We start from the raw sequence: 17,584 nt of genomic DNA, 5'->3' as shown, positions 1-17,584 counted from the left end.
TCATCGTTCCCTCACGGGAGCGCGGAACCGATCGGGACGTAGGTTGGTGCTGAGCGCAGCGAAGCCCAACATCCGCCGGCCGTGGCACCGTTGGGCTTCGCAAGCTCAGCGCCAACCTACGAAGCAGCCCGGCACGCCGTAGTGCAGGGGCGTTACGGCAGCAGGATGGTCGACCCCGTGGTCCGCCGGCTCGCCAGCTCCACCTGCGCCTTGGCCGCGTCGGCAAGGGCGAAGCGCTGGTTGATCTCCACCTTCACCTTGCCCGAGGTGATCATGCCGAACAGGTCGTCGGCCATCGCCTGCAGGCGTTCCGGAGTGTTGGCGTAGCCGAACAGGGTCGGCCGGGTGACGTACAGCGAGCCCTTCTGCGCGAGGATGCCGAGGTTGACCCCGTCCACCGGCCCGGAGGCGTTACCGAAGCTGACGATGAGTCCGCGCGGCGCCGCGCAGTCCAACGAGATCGGCCAGGTGTCCTTGCCTACCGAGTCGTAGACCACCGGGCATTTCTTCCCGTCGGTGAGTTCCAGCACCCGCTCCGCCACGTTCTCGCGGCTGTAGTCGATGGTCGCCCAGGCGCCGTGGGACTTGGCCAGCTCGGCCTTTTCCGGCGAGCTGACGGTGCCGATCAGGTGCACGCCCAATGCCTTCGCCCACTGGCAGGCGATCAGCCCGACGCCGCCGGCCGCCGCGTGCCAGAGCACGGTCTGCCCCGGCTGGGCGTTGTAGGTCTGGCGCAGCAGGTACTGCACGGTGAGGCCCTTGAGCATCGCCGCCGCGGCCGTTTCGAAGCTGATGGCATCCGGCAGCTTGACCAGAGTGGCCGCCGGCAGCACATGCAGCTCGCTGTAGGCGCCGAGCGGGCCGGTGGCGTAGGCGACGCGGTCGCCGACCTTGAAGGCGGTGACTGCGCTGCCCACCGCCTCCACTTCGCCGGCGCCCTCGGTGCCGAGCCCGGAAGGCAGCGCCGGCGCGGGATACAGGCCGCTGCGGAAGTAGGTGTCGATGAAGTTCAGGCCGATGGCGCGGTTGCGCACGCGGACTTCCTGCGGACCCGGCTCGGCCGGCTGGTAATCCGTGTATTCGAGGACTTCCGGGCCGCCGGTGCGGGCGAACTGGATACGCTTGGCCATGTCGATCTCCTGCAATGCGTCAGGTGCCGAAAAGGCCGGCATCTGTCTGGGAAAAGACTTTCATCGAAGCCGGCCAGTTGATCGGCGTCAAGCTCAGGATTCTTCTGGACGGTGGTATGCTTTCCGGCTCTCAGCCGCAGCCCACGGGCCGCGTGGCTTTCCCGCTCGCCAAGGTGATTCCCGTGACAGATCGTATCGAAGCCGTAAAGGCCTACCTGCTCGACCTGCAAGACCGCATCTGCGCCGCCCTCGAAGCCGAAGACGGCAGCGCCCGTTTCGTCGAGGACGCCTGGCAGCGGCCGGCCGGCGGTGGCGGACGTACCCGGGTGATCGCCGATGGCACGCTGGTCGAGAAAGGCGGGGTGAACTTCTCCCATGTGTTCGGCGCCGGCCTGCCGCCGTCGGCCAGCGCGCACCGTCCGGAGCTGGCCGGGCGCGGCTTCCAGGCGCTCGGCGTGTCGCTGGTGATCCACCCGCGCAACCCGCACGTGCCGACCTCCCACGCCAACGTGCGCTTCTTCATCGCCGAGAAGGAAGGCGAGCCGCCGGTCTGGTGGTTCGGCGGCGGTTTCGACCTGACCCCCTACTACGCCCACGAGGAAGACTGCGTGCATTGGCACAAGGTCGCCCGCGCCGCCTGCGCGCCGTTCGGCGAGGACGTCTACCCGCGCTTCAAGGACTGGTGCGACCGCTACTTCTACCTCAAGCACCGCAGCGAGCCGCGCGGCATTGGCGGCCTGTTCTTCGACGACCTCAACGAGTGGGACTTCGACACCAGCTTCGCCTTCCTGCGCGCCATCGGCGACGCCTACATCGAGGCCTATCTGCCGATCGTCCAGCGCCGCAAGAACACCCCGTACACCGAGGCGCAGCGCGAGTTCCAGGCGTTCCGCCGCGGCCGCTACGTCGAGTTCAACCTGGTCTACGACCGCGGCACCCTGTTCGGCCTGCAGTCCGGCGGGCGCACCGAGTCGATCCTCATGTCGCTGCCGCCGATGGTGCGCTGGGGTTATGACTGGAAGCCCGAGCCGGGGAGCGAGGAGGCGCGGCTGACCGAGTATTTCCTCAAGGATCGGGACTGGCTCGCGGGCGTTTGAACCGCATGGGTATCGCTTCGCTCAACCCATCCTACAAGGTCATCCTGTACACCCGTAGGATGGGTTGAGCGAAGCGATACCCATCAATTCCCCAGAAAAATTTCATCGTTCAAGGATTTCTTCCATGGACCGCTACTGCGTCTTCGGCAATCCCATCGGCCACAGCAAGTCGCCGCTGATCCACCGCCTGTTCGCCGAGCAGACCGGCCAGGCGCTGACCTACGAGGCCGTGCTGGCGCCGCTGGACGATTTCGCCGGGGCCGCCCGCGCCTTCTTTGAGGCTGGCATGGGCGCCAATGTCACCGTGCCGTTCAAGGAAGACGCCTACCGCCTGGCGACCGAGCTGAGCGAGCGCGCCCGCCGCGCCGGCGCGGTGAACACCCTGATGAAGCGCGCCGATGGCAGCCTGCTCGGCGACAACACCGACGGCGCCGGCCTGACCCGCGACCTGACGGTGAACAACGGCGTGGCGCTGACTGGCAAGCGTGTACTGGTGCTGGGCGCCGGCGGAGCGGTGCGCGGGATTCTCGAACCCTTCCTCGGCGAACGCCCCGCTGCGCTGGTGGTGGCCAACCGCACGGTGGAAAAGGCCGGGCAACTGGCGCAGGAATTCGCCGATATCGGCGAGGTGCGTGCCTGCGGATTCGACCTGCGCGACGAGCCCTTCGACGTGATCGTCAACGGCACCTCGGCCAGCCTGGCCGGCGAGCTGCCGCCCATCGACCCGGCGCTGATCCGTCCCGGCCACACGGTCTGCTACGACATGATGTACGGCAAGGAAGCCACCGCCTTCAACCGCTGGGCCGCCGAGCATGGCGCGGCGGGCTGCATCGATGGGCTGGGCATGCTGGTCGAGCAGGCCGCCGAGGCGTTCTTCCTCTGGCGCGGCGTGCGCCCGGATTCGGCGCCGGTTCTGGCAGAGATGCGCCGGCAACTCGCCGCCTGACCCGTAGGGCGGGTGCAACCCGCCAATGCCGTGGTGCGATGTGGCGGGTTGCACCCGCCCTACTCGAAGACGATCCCTTCCCCTTCCCCCGCCTGCTTCGCCAGCTCCGCTATCACCTGCGGCCGCGCATGACGCAGGACCAGGCGCCGTCCCTCCCCGGCGAGGCGGCGGGCTTCCTGGTGGAGCATGCGGGCGCCGGCGAAGTCGATGAAGTTCACATGGTGCGCATCCAGCACCAGCCGCTGGCCCTGGCTGCGCTGCATCAGCCGTTGCAGGTAGTCGCAGGCGCCGAAGAAGATCGAGCCCTCCACCCGCAGCACCTCTTCCTCCGCGCCCTCCCAGCGCTGCACGCGCGGTTGCGAGGTGCGTTTCAGGTAGAAGAACAGCGACGCCAGCACCCCGGCGTAGATCGCGCTCTGCAGCGGCAGCAGCAGGGTCGCCGTGGCGGTCAGCGCCATCACCAGGAATTCCGCGCGGCTGCCCTTCCATAGCGCACGAAGCGCCGGACGATCCATCAGCCCCCAGGCGATCAGCAGGATGCCGCCAGCCATCGCCGGCAGCGGGATATGCGTGATCAGCTCGCTGCCGGCCACGGCCAGCACGGCCACCCACAGCGCCGAGAACACTCCGGCCAGCGGCGAGCTGGCGCCGGCATCGAGGTTCAGCCCGGAGCGGGTGAAGGAGCCCGCCGACAGGGTCCCGGAGAACCACGGGCCGATCAGGTTGGACAGTCCCTGCGCGCGCACTTCCTGATTGGCGTCCAGGGATTGCCCGCTGCGCGTGGCCAGCGAGCGGGCGATGGACAGGCTGGTGACCAGCCCGAGCATGCCGCAGGCGACGGCGGCCGGTAGCAGTTGCAGGGTGCGGGCGAAGTCGAACGACAGCGGGCTGAACGGCGGCAGCGCACTGCTGAATGCCTGCACCCGCGCGACATCGCCGAATACGGAAGGCAACGCCCAGACCAGCAGGCTGGCGCACAGCAGGCCGATCAGCAGCGCCGGCCAGCGTGGCCGCAGACAGCGCACCAGCAGACTCACCAAAAGACTCACCAGCCCCACCGCCAGCGATTCCCCGTCGAAGTCGGAAAGCCGTTGCAGCAGCGCCCAGGCGCTGTCCAGCGCGGTGCCCTGCCCGCCCGACTCGATGCCCAGCAGATAGGGCATCTGCCCGATGGCGATCACCAGCGCGGCGCCGCAGGTGAAGCCGAGCACCACCGAATGCGAGACGAAATTCACCAGCACGCCGAAGCGCAGGATGCCGAGCAGCCACTGGAACAGCCCGGCGAGGAAGGTCAGCAGCAGCACCAGTTGCACGTATTCGCCGCTGCCGGGGGTTGCCAGCGGTGCGACGGCGGCCAGCAGCACCACCGAGATCGCCGCCGTCGGCCCGCCGATCAGGTGCCGCGACGAGCCCCACAGGCAGGCGACGATCACCGGCAGCATCGCCGCGTACAGCCCGTATTCCGCCGGCAGCCCGGCGATCAGCGCGTAGGCCATCGACTGCGGCAGCGCCAGCACGGCGCCGCTCAGGCCGACCCAGGCATCCTTGCCGACGGCGCGCCCGGAAAGCCCGGGCAGCCAGTCGAGGAACGGCAGCAGGCGGCGCATCGCGTCAGAGCTTCGCCTGTACGGCGGCCAGCGCGTCGCTGCCGTCGCGGGTCTTCACGCCGTCCAGCCATTTGCCGAGCACCTGCGGATTGGCCTTCAGCCACGCCCGCGCGGCCTCGGCATTGCTGGTCTTGCTCTCCACCGCACTGGCCATGATGGTGTTCTCCATGTTCAGGTCGAAGGCCAGGTTGGCCAGCAGCCGGCCGCTGTTCGGGCATTGCTGCGCGTAGCCCTTGCGGGTCACGGTGTAGACGCTGCCGCTGGTGCCGAAGTACTTGTCGCCGCCGGACAGGTACTTCATGTCGTAGCGCACGTTCATCGGGTGCGGCGTCCAGCCGAGGAAGACGATCCAGCGCTGGTGCTTCACCGCCCGGCCGACCTCGGCGAGCATCGCCTGCTCGCCGGACTCCACCAGCTTCCAGTCGCCGAGGCCGAATTCGTTGCCGGCGATCATCTTCTGGATCGACTGGTTGGCCGGCGCGCCGGAGCCGATGCCGTAGACCTTGCTGCGGAACTGGTCGGCGTGCCGGGCGAGATCGTCGAAGCTCTTCACCCCGCCGTTCCACACATAGGTCGGCACGGCGAGGGTGAATTCGGTGCCCTGCAGGTTCTCCGCCAGGCGCTCGACCTGGCCGCTGGCGATGAACTTGTCGTGGTAGTCCTGCTGCGCCGGCATCCAGTTGCCGAGGAAGGCGTCGACCTGGCCGTCGCGCAGCCCGCCGTAGATGATCGGCACGGCGAGGGTGTCGATCCGCGCCTTGTAGCCCAGGCTGTCGAGCAGGAAGCTGGCGATGCCGTTGGTCACGGCGATGTCGCTCCAGCCCGGATCGGCCAGGCGCACGGTGGCGCAGGTCTCGTCCTCGGCCTGGGCGGTGTGGCTGGCCAGCGCGACGGCGCCGGCCAGCAGCAGTGCGTGCAGCGTTTTCATGCGGCGTATCTCCTCGGCAGTGGGTCAGGGTTGTGGATAACGCGCGCGGCGCTCCAGGTCGTCCAGGTCGATATGGTTGCGCATGTACTGCTGGCTGGCATCGACGAAGGGCTGGTGGTCCCAACTGGTCAGGTTGCCACGGCTCAGCGCGTCGGCGACGAAGCGGCGGCGGCGCTGGCTGGCCAGCACCTGCCGGCTGATCGCCGGGATATCCCAGCGCGCGCGGGCCTCGGCGAGGAAGTCGGCGAACAGCTGGCAATGCTCCGGCGACCCGGCGAGGTTTTCCAGTTCGCGCGGGTCGTTGCGCAGGTCGAACAGCAGGCACGGGTCCTGTTCCGAATAGACGAACTTGAAGTCGCCGCGGCGGATCATCATCAGCGGGCTGACGGTGCCTTCGGCGGTGTATTCGCCGATCACTTCGTCGTGCCCGCCTTCGCCCTGCAGATGCGGCAGCAGCGAGCGGCCGTCCAGCGGCAGACTGGCGTCGAGCGTGCCGCCGGCCAGTTCCACGAAAGTCGGCAGCAGGTCGAGGGTGGACACCGACTCGCTCACCCGGCGCGCGGCGAAGCGCCGGGGCGCGTGGATCAGCAGCGGCACGCGGGCGGCCATCTCGAACCAGTGCATCTTGTACCAGAGGCCGCGTTCGCCAAGCATGTCGCCGTGGTCGCCGGAGAACACGATCAGCGTGTCGTCGGCCAGGCCGCATTCCTCCAGGGTCTTCAGCAGCGCGCCGATCTGCGCGTCGACGTAGCTGCAGGCGCCGAAGTAGGCGCGGCGGGCGTCGCGGATCTTGTCCACAGGCAGCGGCTTGTCCCACAGGTCGACGACCTTGAGCAGGCGCTGCGAGTGCGGGTCCTGCTCGTCCTGCGCCAGCTCGATCTGTGGCAACGGGATGTCCTCGTCGCGGTACAGGTCCCAGTACTCGCGCGGGATGGTGTAGGGATCGTGCGGATGGGTCAGCGACACGGTCAGGCAGAACGGCTGCTCGGCGCTCACCCGCACGTGGTCGTAGAGGTACTGGCGCGCCTTGAACACCACTTCCTCGTCGAAATCCAGCTGGTTGGTGCGCACGCAGGGCCCGGCCTGCAGCACCGAGGACATGTTGTGGTACCAGCTCGGGCGCACCTCCGGCTCGTCCCAGTTCACCGCCCAGCCGTAGTCGGCCGGGTAGATGTCGCTGGTCAGGCGTTCCTCGTAGCCGTGCAGCTGGTCCGGGCCGCAGAAGTGCATCTTGCCGGACAGCGCCGTGCGGTAGCCGAGGCGGCGCAGGTAGTGGGCGTAGGTGGGGATGTCGGCGGGGAAGTCGGCGGCGTTGTCCCAGGCGCCGATCTTCGTCGGCAGTTGGCCGCTGACCAGGGTGAAGCGCGAGGGCGCGCACAGCGGGCTGTTGCAGTAGGCCGAGTCGAACACCACGGCCTGCTCGGCGAGGCGCGACAGGTTCGGCATGCGGATCGGCGAATTGGCGTCGTGCAGCGGCAGCAGCGGGGCGGCCATCTGGTCGGCCATGATGAAGAGGATGTTGGGACGCTTCATGGCTCAGGCTTATCCTATGTGGAATTGTTATGGGATAGTGCTGACGTCGAGTTTCTTCCCGCACCGGACGAGGGTAAAGCGCATGGCGAAACATGCTTCGGATAATGCTGGCTTATGGATACGTTGAACCTTCCGCTGGAACTGCTGCGGGTGTTCGACTCGGCCGCACGGTTGCTCAGCTTCACCGGCGCCGCCAGCGAGTTGGGCACCACCCAGCCGGCGGTCAGCCAGCAGATCAAGCGCCTGGAGAAGCTGCTCGGCGTGCGCCTGTTCGACCGCGTGCATCGCGGCATCGTCCTCACCGACAGCGGCCAGTTGCTGCAGCGCCATGTGCAGGCCGGGCTGGCGGAGATCGACGCCGGCGTGGCGGCGGTCACCGCCCGCGAGTCCCATGAGGTGCTGCAGGTCGCCACCGACTTCGCCTTCGCCGCCTACTGGCTGATGCCGCGCCTGCCGCGCTTTCGCCAGGCCAATCCGAACCTGGATGTCGGCCTGATCAGCAGCGAACGCAGCCCGACCACCCTGCGCGGCGACATCGACGTGGCCATCGCCTTCGGCGACGGGCGCTTCAAGCATGGCGAGGCGCTGCGCCTGTTCAGCGAGGAGGTCTTCCCGGTGTGCAGCCCGCGCCTGCTGGAAGGCCGCTCGCTGCCGCTGGCGAAGGCCGAGCTGGCGCGCTTGCCGATGCTGCACCTGAAGCCCGAGGGGCACAGCCGCTGGTTCGACTGGCCGGGACTGTTCCGCGCGCTGGGCATCGAACAGGCGCCGGAAGCGGCCGGCCTGCGCTTCGACAACTACACCCTGCTGATCCAGGCGGCCATCGCCGGGCATGGCGTGGCCATCGGCTGGCGGCATCTGGTCGACGAGCTGCTGGAGCAGGGGCTACTGTGCAAGGTCATCGCCGAGCACGCCGAGTCGAACTTCGGTTATTACGCCGTGCTGCCCGAGCGCAAGCGCCGCCAGCGGCTGGTGCAGCGCTTCGTCGACTGGCTGCAGGCCGAACTCAGCATGGAAACCCGATCGCCATGAAACCGACCCCGCACATCCACGGCTACCACGCCCACGTGTACTTCGACGCCGACACCCTGGAGCAGGCCCGCGAACTCTGCGAGGAAGCGGCGCAACGCTTCGAGCTGAAGATGGGCCGCGTGCACCAGCGCCCGGTCGGGCCGCATCCGGACTGGAGCTGCCAGCTGGCTTTCCGCCCGCAGGTGTTCGCCGAGCTGGTGCCGTGGCTGGCGCTGCATCGCGACGGGCTGGTGGTGCTGGTGCACCCGATCACCGGCAACGACCTGGTGGATCATCGCGACCGTGCGATCTGGATGGGCGCGGTGCGGCCGCTGGATCTCGGCGTGCTGAGCGAAGGGCCGGTGGAATACGATCTCTGATGCTGTTTGATAATCATTCTCGACTATGTGTATCCTTGCCGGCCTTTTACCAGCCGGCACTGTGGCTGCCGGGCATTCGGGGCATCATGCGGCGCTTCGCCACCTCCTCCCTCCTGCAGAGCTTCCAGGCGCACTACGCGGACCTGATGCGCTTCCTCGCCCGTCGTCTGGGCGACAACCAGCGCGCCGCCGACGTCGCCCAGGACACCTGGCTGCGCCTCGCCGCGCAGCCGGAAGATGCCGGAGTGGACGATCCGCGCGCCTACCTGTTCCGCGTCGCCGGCAACATCGCCATCGACAACCTGCGCCGCGAAGGCCGCCTGGCCGAACTGCACGTGCAGGAAGACGCCGCCAATGAAGTCAGCGACCCGGCCGCCAGCCTGGAGCGCCGCCTGCTCGCCCGCGAGGCGCTGGAAGGCCTCGACGCGGCGCTCGACGCCCTGCCGCCGAAGGCGCGCGAGGCATTGCTGCTGAACCGCCTGGAGGGTCTGACCCACGCGCAGATCGCCGAACGGCTGGGTGTATCGGAAAGCATGGTCGGCAAATACATCGTCCAGGCCATGCGCCATTGCCGGGACTGGCTGCGGCAGGAGGCCGACGCATGAGCCATCTGGATCACGACATGCTCGCCGACCAGGCCATCGAACGGCTGGTGCATCTGCATTCCGGGCGCGCCACGGCCGCCGAGCGCATGGCCTTCAACGAATGGCGCGGCCAGAGTGCGGCGCATGAGAACGCTGCACGTGAGGCCGAGGCGCTGTGGGGCGCGCTGCCCGAGACGCGCAATGCCGCGCAGTTCGTCGCTCCTGTGCGCAGGAGTCGTCGCCTGCTGCTGGCGGGCGCCGTGGCGGCCTGCGTTGCCGTGCTGGCCGTCGTCGCGCTGCCGCGCCCGCTGGCCGGTGTGTATGCCGACTACGCCACCCGCGTCGGCGAGCGCCGCAGCATCGAGCTGGCCGACGGAAGCCGCGTCTGGCTGAACAGTGGCAGCGCGCTGTCCGTGGACTTTTCCACAGGCGAACGGCGGCTGGCGCTGCATGCCGGCGAGGCGCTGTTCGAGGTCGCCAAAGACCCGCAGCGGCCATTCATCGTGCGCGCCGGGGACACCGAGGTGATGGCGGTCGGCACGCGCTTCGATGTCGACGCACGCGGCGCCCAGACCCGCGTCGACGTCACCGAGGGCGTGGTACAGGTGAGCAAGGCCGCCAGCCAGCCGCTGCGCCTGAGCGCCGGCCAGCGCCTCAGCCTCGACGAGCGCACCCCGGAGCCGGCGGCGGTACAGCCGCTGGACCTGGACAGCGCCAGCGCCTGGCAGCGCGGCAAGCTGATCTTCAACCAGCGGCCGTTGGGCGATGTACTGGCGGAACTTGAACGCTATCTGCCGGAACGCATCCTGCTGACCGATGACGCGCTGCGCCAGCACAAGGTCAGCGGGGTGTTCGATCTCGATGATCCGGATGCGTTGCTGAAGACGTTGGAGCGGTTGCAGCCGGTGACGGTGACACGGTTGCCGTGGCTGGTGCTGATCCGTCCCGCGCCGCGCGGCTGACCGCTGGCGTAGGGCGGGTGCAACCCGCCACATGCATGGCACCGCAATGGCGGGTTGCACCCGCCCTACAAATTTTTCCACTTTCCACTGCAAGGTTCGCGCACCTGTTTCGTCGTAGGCATGAACGCGAAGAATTCGCATTACGTGCCTCGATATGGAATCCCCCCGCATGACTCCCCGCTTTCCCCGCGCCCTGCTCCTCGTCGCCATGCTCGGCGGCGCCCCGCTGGCCCTGGCCGCTGCCACCGACAGCGTCGAACTGCACATCGCTCCGCGCAGCCTCGACAGCGCCCTGACCCAGTTCGCCGACCAGGCCGGCGTGCACCTGATGTTCAGCTCCGAGGATGTCCAGGGCCTGCAGAGCGCCGGCATCGACGGCCGCTACACCCTGGAGGAAGCGCTGGACACCCTGCTCGCCGGCAGCGGCATGAGCTGGTCGTTCAGCGACGAACGCACCGTGGTGCTGCAACGCCGCAGCGACGACTCCGGTGCGCTGAACATGGCACCGATGCAGATCACCGTGGCCGCGCGGACTCCCACCGAAATCAGCGCGATCCCCGGCACCGTCTGGGTGGTCGAGAAGGAGCAGTTGCGCGAACAGCTGGACACCGGCGTCAGCCTCAAGGAAGCCCTCGGCAAGCTGGTCCCCGGCCTCGACCTGGCGCCGGAGGGACGCACCAACTACGGCCAGAACATGCGCGGCCGCAACGTGCTGGTGATGATCGACGGCGTCAGCCAGAACAGCTCGCGCGGGCTGTCGCGGCAGTTCGACAGCATCTCGCCGTTCAACGTCGAGCGCATCGAGGTGCTCTCCGGCGCCAGCGCCATCTACGGCGGCGGCGCCACCGGCGGCATCATCAACATCATCACCAAGAAGGGTGCGCCCGGTGCGGCGCAATTCGAGAGTCAGCTGAGCGCCACCTCCGGCTTCAACAACAGCGACGACCTCGCCACCCGCGCGGCGCAGTCGGTTGCCGGCGGCAACGAGCGGGTCAGCGGACGGCTCGGGGTTTCCGCGGAGAAGAACGAGGCGTTCTACGACGGCGCCGGCGAGCAGATCTTCATCGACAACACCCAGACCGACCTGCAGTACAACCGCACCGTCGACGTGCTCGGCAACCTGACCCTGCAATTCAGCGACGTGCAGAGCCTCGACCTGCTGGCGCAGTACTACGACTCCGGCAACGACGGCAGCACCGGCATCCACTTTCCCAACCTGAACTACCGCGCGCCGTCCAACCTGGAAGACGCCGAGCTGCGCAGCGGCCTGGACATGGACCTGGAGCCGCGCACCCGGCGCACGCTGGTCAACGCCAACTACCACCACGGCGAGCTGCTCGGCCAGGACTTCTACCTGCAGGGCTACTACCGCAAGGAAGACGACAACTTCTATCCCTTTCCCTACTACAACGCCGGCTCGCCGGCCGGGGTGAACGGCGTGTACTTCGCTGCCTCGCAGCAGAACTTCGAGGTCAGCGGCATGAAGGGCCTGTTCAGCAAGCAGTGGGACAGCCTGAAGTTCACCTACGGCCTGGACTTCGACCACGAGCGCTTCAACGCCGAGCAGAAGACCTTCGACCAGCGCATCTCCTCGGAGAGCGGCGGTCTCGACCTGGTCACCGCCAGCAGCGCGCCGCGCTACCCGAGCTATGTGGTCGACACCCTGTCGTTCTACGGCCAGCTGGACTGGCAGGCGACCGACAACCTCACCGTCTCCACCGGCGCGCGGCACCAGAAGGCGGACGTCGAGGTGGATGACTTCAAGACGGCGAAAGGCGGCAGCAACGACTACCAGGTCAACCTGTACAACCTCGGCGCGATCTACGACTTCAGGAACGGCCACCAGCTGTGGGGTAACTACAGCGAGGGCTTCGACCTGCCCGACCCGGCCAAGTACTACGGCAAGCCCGGCCTGAGCGTCGATGACAACCCGCTGGCGGGCATCAAGAGCCGCCAGGTCGAGACCGGCTGGCGCTACGCCGACAGCGACTGGCAGGCACAGGCGGCGCTGTACTACATCTGGTCGGACAAGGTGATCAACGTCGACAGCGCCACCCTGACCATCGACGTGGACGACAAGAAGAGCCGCGACTTCGGCTTCGAGGGCGCGGTGTCCCGCTACTTCCAGAACGGCTGGCAGGCCGGCACCACCCTGCACCTGGTGCGCTCCGAGGAAGAGGACGCCGACGGCGACTGGATCAAGCGCGACGCGCGCTATGCCTCGCTCTCCAAGTCCACCGCGTTCGTCGGCTGGAGCGACGACCAGTACAGCGCGCGCCTGCAGGGCAACCACGCGTTCGACCTGAAGGACGACGCCGACCACGAGATCGACGGCTACACCACCTTCGACCTGCTGGGCGAACGCCGCACCGGCTTCGGCACCTTCAGCGCCGGCATCCAGAACCTGTTCGACAAGCAGTACAGCACCGTCTGGGGCCAGCGCGCGACGCTGTTCTACTCGCCGACCTACGGCCCGGCGTACCTGTACGACTACCAGGGGCGCGGACGCACCTTCACCCTGGGGTGGAGCATGGAGTATTGAGGTTGCGGCGGGTTTCACCCGCCCTACGGGGACTCCGGACGTAGGGCGGGTGAAACCCGCCACATGATCGGTGGAGCGTGATCCTCAGCGCTCGTAGAGCTCCAGCGGCAAATCATCCGGGTCGGCGAAGAAGGTAAAGCGCTTGCCGGTCAGTTCGTCTTCGCGGATCGGCTCGCAGCGCACGCCGTGGGCTTCGAGGTGGGCGATGGCGGTGTCGAGGTCATCCACGGCGAAGGCCAGATGGCGCAGCCCCTGCGCTTCCGGATACGACGGGCGCGACGGCGCACCGGGGAAGGAGAACAGCTCCAGTTGCGCGTCGCCCAGCGCCAGGTCGAGCTTCCACGAGTCGCGGGATTCGCGGTAGGTCTCGGCGATCACGCGCAGGCCCAGCACCTCGGTGTAGAAGTGCTTCGAGCGCGGGTAGTCGGAGCAGATCAGGGCGATGTGGTGGATGCTGTGGAGGTTCATGGGCTCTCCGGGAACAGCATGGGTATCGCTTCGCTCAACCCATCCTACCGGACCGTAGGATGGCGTTGAGCGAAGCGATACCCATCGGTCTCAACGCGCGTTGCGCACGCCCTCGGCCAGCTTGCGGCACAGTCCGAGCACGCCTTCCACCGCCTGTGCGTCGCTGGCGGCATTGGCTATCTGGTCGACCAGCGCCGAGCCGACCACCACGCCGTCGGCCAGGCGGGCGATGTTCGCCGCGTGTTCCGGGGTGCGGATGCCGAAGCCGATGGCGACCGGCAGGTCGGTATGGCGGCGCAGTCGCGCGACCGCTTCTTCCACGTGGTCCAGGGTCGCCGCGCCGGCGCCGGTGACGCCGGCCACGGAGACGTAGTAGACGAAGCCGGAGCTGCCTTCGAGCACGGTCGGCAGGCGCTGGTCGTCGGTGGTCGGGGTGGTCAGGCGGATGAAGTCGATGCCGGCGGCCTGGGCCGGGTGGCAGAGGTCTTCGTTGTGCTCCGGCGGCACGTCGACCACGATCAGGCCGTCCACGCCGGCTTCCTTGGCGTCGGCGATGAAGCGGTCGACGCCGTAGTAGTGGATCGGATTGAAGTAGCCCATCAGTACCAGCGGCGTTTCGCTGTTGCCGGTGCGGAATTCGCGGACCATCTGCAGCGTCTTCGCCAGGTTCTGCTTGCCGGCCAGCGCGCGGATGTTCGCCAGCTGGATCGCCGGGCCGTCGGCCATCGGGTCGGTGAACGGCATGCCCAGTTCGATCACGTCGGCGCCGGCTTCCGGCAGGCCCTTGAGGATCGCCAGGGAGGCGTCGTAGTTCGGGTCGCCGGCGGTGACGAAGGTCACCAGGGCGGCGCGGTTCTGCTGTTTCAGTTCGGCGAAGCGGGTCTGCAGGCGGCTCATGCTTTCTGCTCCTGTTGCATGTGGTGCATTACGGTCTGCATGTCCTTGTCGCCCCGGCCGGACAGGTTGATCACCATCAGGTGGTCCTTCGGCAGTTTCGGCGCGCGCTTGAAAGCTTCGGCCAGCGCGTGGGACGACTCCAGCGCCGGGATGATGCCTTCCAGGCGGCAGCAGATGTGGAAGGCTTCCAGCGCCTCGTGGTCGGTGATCGAGGTGTACTCGACGCGGCCGATGTCATTCAGCCAGGCGTGTTCCGGGCCGATGCCGGGGTAGTCGAGGCCGGCGGAGATCGAGTGGGCGTCGATGATCTGGCCGTCGTCGTCCTGCAGCAGGAAGGTGCGGTTGCCGTGCAGCACGCCCGGTACGCCGCCGTTCAGGCTGGCCGCGTGCTTGCCGGTTTCGATGCCATGGCCGGCGGCTTCGACGCCGATGATCTGCACGCTGGTGTCATCGAGGAACGGGTGGAACAGGCCCATGGCGTTGGAGCCGCCGCCGATGCAGGCGACCAGCGAGTCGGGCAGGCGGCCTTCCTTCTCGGCCAGCTGCTCGCGGGTTTCCTTGCCGATCACGGCCTGGAAGTCGCGGACCATCGCCGGGTACGGGTGCGGGCCGGCCACGGTGCCGATCAGGTAGAAGGTGTCGTGGACGTTGGTCACCCAGTCGCGCAGGGCTTCGTTCATCGCGTCCTTCAGGGTGCCGGTGCCGGCGGTGACCGGGATCACCTCGGCGCCCAGCAGCTTCATGCGGAAGACGTTGGCCTGCTGGCGGTCGATGTCGGTGGTGCCCATGTAGACCACGCACTGCATGCCGAAGCGCGCCGCCACGGTGGCGGTGGCCACGCCGTGCATGCCGGCGCCGGTCTCGGCGATGATGCGCTGCTTGCCCATGCGCTTGGCCAGGAGGATCTGGCCGATGCAGTTGTTGATCTTGTGCGCGCCGGTGTGGTTCAGCTCTTCGCGCTTGAGGTAGATCTTCGCGCCGCCGAAGTGCTCGGTCAGGCGCTCGGCGAAGTACAGCGGGCTCGGGCGGCCGACGTAGTCGCGCTGGAAGTAGGCGAGTTCCTCGATGAATGCCGGGTCGTCCTTGGCCTTTTCGTATTCGCGGGCCAGGTCATGGATCAGCGGCATCAGGGTTTCGGCGACGTACTGGCCGCCGAAGCTGCCGAACAGGCCTTTGGCGTCTGGGCCGGTGCGCAGTGTGGACATGGGAGTGCTCCTGTCTGATTCGGTGTAGGAGCGGGCCATGCCCGCGATGCTTTTCGCGCTCATGGGGCGCTCCTACAAGGTATGGACTGAGGATACGGCTGTGGAGTGGGCGAGAAAAGCGATAAGATCGCCATGACCTGTCAGGAAAACTCACGGATGGAATGCCATGAGCCGCGACCTCCCTCCCCTCAATGCTCTGCGCGCCTTCGAAGCCGCTGCCCGCCTCGGCAGCATGAGCGCGGCGGCAGACGAGCTGAGCGTGACCCACGGGGCGATCAGCCGGCAGATTCGCCAGTTGGAGGAAGAGCTGGGGCTGGCGTTGTTCGTCAAGGACGGGCGTGGCGTAAAACTCACCGATGCCGGCGTTCGCCTGGGCGAAGTGGCCAGCGACAGCTTCGAGCGCCTGCGCGGTGTCTGTGTCGAGCTTCGCCGGCAATCCGGGGATAACGCGCCATTCGTCCTCGGCTGTCCGGGCAGCCTGCTGGCGCGCTGGTTCATCCCGCGTCTGGATCGACTCAATCGTGAGCTGCCGGACCTGCGCCTGCAGCTTTCCGCCAGCGAGGAACTGGACCCGCGCCGCGCCGGGCTCGACGCCACCCTGTGGTTCGCCGAGCCGCCTTGGCCGGCGGACATGCAGGTATTCGAGCTGGCCGTCGAGCGTATCGGCCCGGTGCTCAGCCCGCGCCATGCGCGCTTTGCGGAGTTATCCACAGCGCCGGCGGGAGTGCTGCTGGGCGAGGCGCTGCTGCACACCACCTCGCGTCCACAGGCGTGGCCGGAATGGGCGAACGCCAGCGGACTGGATGTCGGCGCGCTGAAGACCGGCCAGGGCTTCGAGCACCTTTATTACCTGCTGGAAGCCGCCGTCGCCGGCCTCGGCGTGGCCATCGCCCCGCAGGCACTGGTCGCCGACGACCTCGCCGCCGGCCGCCTGGCCGCGCCCTGGGGCTTCGTCGAGACCCATGCGCGGCTGGCCCTGTGGGTGCCGGCGCGGTTGCCCGATCGCCGCGCGGCGCGGCTGGCGGGATGGCTGCGCAATGAGCTGGCGCACTGAGCGCTGGCAGATTGCTGGCGCTCGACTACTGTCGATAGAGCACCCGGCAAACCGCGCCGGCGGTACCCAATGGAGGAAAGGCAGGCATGTCGAATCACCACACCTACAAGAAGATCGAACTGGTCGGCTCCTCGCGCACCAGCATCGAGGATGCGATCAGCAACGCGCTGGCCGAGGCGGCGAAGTCGGTGCACAACCTGGAATGGTTCGAGGTGGTGGATACCCGCGGGCACATCGAGAACGGCGCGGTCGGGCACTATCAGGTGACGCTGAAGGTCGGCTTCAAGATCGCCAATAGCTGACGCGCTGGCAGCTCGCCCTCTCCCACAGCCTTCTCCCGCGAGGGGAGAAGGTGCGCCAGGCACGGCACTTGGCGGCTTCCGCATTGTCTATCGCCATGGAATACATGCCCCAGTCGGGGGCTGACACGAGGGAATGTCATGAGATGGGTAATCCTCGCGGCCATGGCCGCGACGCTGGCGACGCCGACCTGGGCCGCCACCAAGCCGTGCGAAGAGCTGAAGGCCGAGATCGAGGCGAAGATTCAGGCGGCCGGGGTGACCTCCTACACCCTGGAGATCGTGCCGAACGCCGAGGTGAAGGACCCGAACATGGTGGTCGGCAGCTGCGAAGGCGGCACGAAGAAAATCATCTACCAGAAGAACGGCAACTGAAGCGCAGCAGATCGTAAACAGGCTCTCAGAAGATCAGGCAGTTGACCTGCCCCTGGAAGTCGGTCTTCGCCACCAGCGTTCCATTCTGATCGGTCAGCAGCGCCAGCGCGCTCTGCAGTTGCGGGCGCAGCTCCAGGCGATAGCGCTGGCCGGCGGCGAACTGGTCGTAGACCACGTCGACCAGGCAGGTCAGCTCCGTGCCGCCGCCATCGCCCATGCCCATTCGCCCGCCACCGCCGCCACCGGCCAGCTCGTAGCGGAAGCGCACCTGCAGCTCATGCTTGCCCGGACTCACCTGGAAATAGCGCCCGTCGCGCAGGGTCTTGCCGTCCAGGCGCTCGGCCAGCAGGGAGTTGGCCGGCGTGGTGTAGAGCTCGACCCAGGCCATGTTCGGGTCGTGCTTCGGCAACGGGCTGGCGCAGGCGGCGAGCAGGAGGGTGAATAGCGGGATGCAGGCGGGGGTGCGCATGGCGGACTCCACGGGGCGGCCGGGATCCGATCAGCATACTCCGATGAAGCGGGCAGGGGCGGAGAGCCAAAAAGAAGGGGCGCCCGCAGGCGCCCCGGTC

The 17,584-nt window shown here is 67.8% G+C and carries 18 protein-coding genes; 10 read left to right on the top strand and 8 right to left on the bottom strand.

Annotated elements, in window-relative coordinates; translation table 11 throughout:
* Window positions 1-152: 152 nt before the first annotated feature.
* Window positions 153-1,130: an NADPH:quinone reductase gene (locus JFY56_RS11815; protein WP_208313946.1), complete on the bottom strand. Its 978-nt coding sequence runs from the start codon at window positions 1,128-1,130 to the stop codon at window positions 153-155.
* Window positions 1,131-1,312: 182 nt separating this feature from the next.
* Here JFY56_RS11815 and hemF point away from each other — a divergent pair, with 182 nt between their 5' ends.
* A complete protein-coding gene (gene hemF / locus JFY56_RS11810; RefSeq protein WP_208313945.1) occupies window positions 1,313-2,227 on the top strand; it encodes an oxygen-dependent coproporphyrinogen oxidase in 915 nt (304 codons plus the stop codon).
* A gap of 124 nt (window positions 2,228-2,351) precedes the next feature.
* Window positions 2,352-3,173, top strand: a complete 822-nt coding sequence (gene aroE, locus JFY56_RS11805) for a shikimate dehydrogenase (RefSeq protein ID WP_208313944.1) — start codon at window positions 2,352-2,354, stop codon at window positions 3,171-3,173.
* 59 nt (window positions 3,174-3,232) lie between these two features.
* On the opposite strand, the gene JFY56_RS11800 is transcribed toward aroE, so the two are convergent.
* Genes JFY56_RS11800 through betC form a run of 3 tightly spaced genes read right to left on the bottom strand, consistent with a single transcriptional unit; the run spans window position 3,233 to window position 7,241 of the window.
* Window positions 3,233-4,780 carry a SulP family inorganic anion transporter gene (locus JFY56_RS11800; RefSeq protein WP_208313943.1) on the bottom strand — a complete coding sequence of 516 codons (1,548 nt, stop codon included), beginning with the start codon at window positions 4,778-4,780 and terminating at the stop codon, window positions 3,233-3,235.
* Between the two features lie 4 nt (window positions 4,781-4,784).
* Window positions 4,785-5,708 (bottom strand): choline ABC transporter substrate-binding protein, encoded by a 924-nt coding sequence (locus JFY56_RS11795; RefSeq protein ID WP_208313941.1) that lies wholly within the window; start codon window positions 5,706-5,708, stop codon window positions 4,785-4,787.
* Between the two features lie 24 nt (window positions 5,709-5,732).
* Window positions 5,733-7,241, bottom strand: coding sequence for a choline-sulfatase (gene betC / locus JFY56_RS11790; protein ID WP_208313939.1), 1,509 nt, complete (start codon window positions 7,239-7,241; stop codon window positions 5,733-5,735).
* Between the two features lie 114 nt (window positions 7,242-7,355).
* On the opposite strand from betC, the gene JFY56_RS11785 reads away from it, so the two are divergent.
* From JFY56_RS11785 to JFY56_RS11765, 5 genes are all read left to right on the top strand, one after another.
* Window positions 7,356-8,270, top strand: a complete 915-nt coding sequence (locus JFY56_RS11785; protein ID WP_208313937.1) for a choline sulfate utilization transcriptional regulator — start codon at window positions 7,356-7,358, stop codon at window positions 8,268-8,270.
* Window positions 8,267-8,629: a DOPA 4,5-dioxygenase family protein gene (locus tag JFY56_RS11780; protein ID WP_208313935.1), complete on the top strand. Its 363-nt coding sequence runs from the start codon at window positions 8,267-8,269 to the stop codon at window positions 8,627-8,629. Before JFY56_RS11785 ends, JFY56_RS11780 begins: the two co-directional genes overlap by 4 nt.
* A gap of 35 nt (window positions 8,630-8,664) precedes the next feature.
* Window positions 8,665-9,234 carry a sigma-70 family RNA polymerase sigma factor gene (locus JFY56_RS11775; RefSeq protein ID WP_236032562.1) on the top strand — a complete coding sequence of 190 codons (570 nt, stop codon included), beginning with the start codon at window positions 8,665-8,667 and terminating at the stop codon, window positions 9,232-9,234.
* On the top strand, window positions 9,231-10,175 hold the full coding sequence (locus tag JFY56_RS11770) for a FecR family protein (RefSeq protein WP_208313933.1): 945 nt from the start codon (window positions 9,231-9,233) through the stop codon (window positions 10,173-10,175). Before JFY56_RS11775 ends, JFY56_RS11770 begins: the two co-directional genes overlap by 4 nt.
* A gap of 169 nt (window positions 10,176-10,344) precedes the next feature.
* Window positions 10,345-12,717: a TonB-dependent siderophore receptor gene (locus JFY56_RS11765; RefSeq protein ID WP_236032561.1), complete on the top strand. Its 2,373-nt coding sequence runs from the start codon at window positions 10,345-10,347 to the stop codon at window positions 12,715-12,717.
* Between the two features lie 84 nt (window positions 12,718-12,801).
* On the opposite strand, the gene gloA2 is transcribed toward JFY56_RS11765, so the two are convergent.
* The 3 genes from gloA2 to trpB all read right to left on the bottom strand — a co-directional run bounded on the left by gloA2 (window position 12,802) and on the right by trpB (window position 15,287).
* On the bottom strand, window positions 12,802-13,185 hold the full coding sequence (gene gloA2, locus JFY56_RS11760) for an SMU1112c/YaeR family gloxylase I-like metalloprotein (RefSeq protein ID WP_208313928.1): 384 nt from the start codon (window positions 13,183-13,185) through the stop codon (window positions 12,802-12,804).
* Between the two features lie 90 nt (window positions 13,186-13,275).
* Window positions 13,276-14,082 (bottom strand): tryptophan synthase subunit alpha, encoded by an 807-nt coding sequence (gene trpA, locus JFY56_RS11755; RefSeq protein WP_208313926.1) that lies wholly within the window; start codon window positions 14,080-14,082, stop codon window positions 13,276-13,278.
* Window positions 14,079-15,287, bottom strand: a complete 1,209-nt coding sequence (gene trpB / locus JFY56_RS11750; RefSeq protein WP_208313924.1) for a tryptophan synthase subunit beta — start codon at window positions 15,285-15,287, stop codon at window positions 14,079-14,081. The genes trpA and trpB overlap by 4 nt, the downstream gene beginning before the upstream one ends.
* A gap of 166 nt (window positions 15,288-15,453) precedes the next feature.
* Here trpB and JFY56_RS11745 point away from each other — a divergent pair, with 166 nt between their 5' ends.
* The 3 genes from JFY56_RS11745 (at window position 15,454) to JFY56_RS11735 (ending at window position 17,015) form a co-directional block, all read left to right on the top strand.
* Window positions 15,454-16,341, top strand: a complete 888-nt coding sequence (locus JFY56_RS11745) for a LysR family transcriptional regulator (protein WP_208313922.1) — start codon at window positions 15,454-15,456, stop codon at window positions 16,339-16,341.
* A gap of 86 nt (window positions 16,342-16,427) precedes the next feature.
* Window positions 16,428-16,643 carry a dodecin gene (locus tag JFY56_RS11740; RefSeq protein WP_208313920.1) on the top strand — a complete coding sequence of 72 codons (216 nt, stop codon included), beginning with the start codon at window positions 16,428-16,430 and terminating at the stop codon, window positions 16,641-16,643.
* 138 nt (window positions 16,644-16,781) lie between these two features.
* Window positions 16,782-17,015 carry a DUF1161 domain-containing protein gene (locus tag JFY56_RS11735; protein WP_208313917.1) on the top strand — a complete coding sequence of 78 codons (234 nt, stop codon included), beginning with the start codon at window positions 16,782-16,784 and terminating at the stop codon, window positions 17,013-17,015.
* A gap of 25 nt (window positions 17,016-17,040) precedes the next feature.
* On the opposite strand, the gene JFY56_RS11730 is transcribed toward JFY56_RS11735, so the two are convergent.
* Entirely contained in the window at window positions 17,041-17,484 is a 444-nt protein-coding gene (locus JFY56_RS11730) for a PA0061/PA0062 family lipoprotein (RefSeq protein ID WP_208313915.1), read from the bottom strand.
* Window positions 17,485-17,584: the final 100 nt, after the last annotated feature.

Source organism: Pseudomonas schmalbachii (genome assembly GCF_017589465.1).
GTDB lineage: Bacteria > Pseudomonadota > Gammaproteobacteria > Pseudomonadales > Pseudomonadaceae > Pseudomonas > Pseudomonas schmalbachii.
The sequence above is the reverse complement of the archived record's forward strand: the minus strand, read 5'-3'. Positions and strand labels throughout refer to the sequence as shown.

Bases quoted from the DNA above. Each gene is read 5' to 3' on its own strand.
- trpB (WP_208313924.1), bottom strand. From the start codon at position 15,287: ATGTCCACACTGCGCACCGGCCCAGACGCCAAAGGCCTGTTCGGCAGC.
- JFY56_RS11800 (WP_208313943.1), bottom strand. From the start codon at position 4,780: ATGCGCCGCCTGCTGCCGTTCCTCGACTGGCTGCCCGGGCTTTCCGGG.
- JFY56_RS11745 (WP_208313922.1), top strand. From the start codon at position 15,454: ATGAGCCGCGACCTCCCTCCCCTCAATGCTCTGCGCGCCTTCGAAGCC.
- trpA (WP_208313926.1), bottom strand. From the start codon at position 14,082: ATGAGCCGCCTGCAGACCCGCTTCGCCGAACTGAAACAGCAGAACCGC.
- JFY56_RS11795 (WP_208313941.1), bottom strand. From the start codon at position 5,708: ATGAAAACGCTGCACGCACTGCTGCTGGCCGGCGCCGTCGCGCTGGCC.
- JFY56_RS11770 (WP_208313933.1), top strand. From the start codon at position 9,231: ATGAGCCATCTGGATCACGACATGCTCGCCGACCAGGCCATCGAACGG.
- JFY56_RS11785 (WP_208313937.1), top strand. From the start codon at position 7,356: ATGGATACGTTGAACCTTCCGCTGGAACTGCTGCGGGTGTTCGACTCG.
- JFY56_RS11780 (WP_208313935.1), top strand. From the start codon at position 8,267: ATGAAACCGACCCCGCACATCCACGGCTACCACGCCCACGTGTACTTC.
- aroE (WP_208313944.1), top strand. From the start codon at position 2,352: ATGGACCGCTACTGCGTCTTCGGCAATCCCATCGGCCACAGCAAGTCG.
- JFY56_RS11740 (WP_208313920.1), top strand. From the start codon at position 16,428: ATGTCGAATCACCACACCTACAAGAAGATCGAACTGGTCGGCTCCTCG.
- betC (WP_208313939.1), bottom strand. From the start codon at position 7,241: ATGAAGCGTCCCAACATCCTCTTCATCATGGCCGACCAGATGGCCGCC.
- JFY56_RS11815 (WP_208313946.1), bottom strand. From the start codon at position 1,130: ATGGCCAAGCGTATCCAGTTCGCCCGCACCGGCGGCCCGGAAGTCCTC.
- JFY56_RS11765 (WP_236032561.1), top strand. From the start codon at position 10,345: ATGACTCCCCGCTTTCCCCGCGCCCTGCTCCTCGTCGCCATGCTCGGC.
- JFY56_RS11730 (WP_208313915.1), bottom strand. From the start codon at position 17,484: ATGCGCACCCCCGCCTGCATCCCGCTATTCACCCTCCTGCTCGCCGCC.
- JFY56_RS11735 (WP_208313917.1), top strand. From the start codon at position 16,782: ATGAGATGGGTAATCCTCGCGGCCATGGCCGCGACGCTGGCGACGCCG.
- gloA2 (WP_208313928.1), bottom strand. From the start codon at position 13,185: ATGAACCTCCACAGCATCCACCACATCGCCCTGATCTGCTCCGACTAC.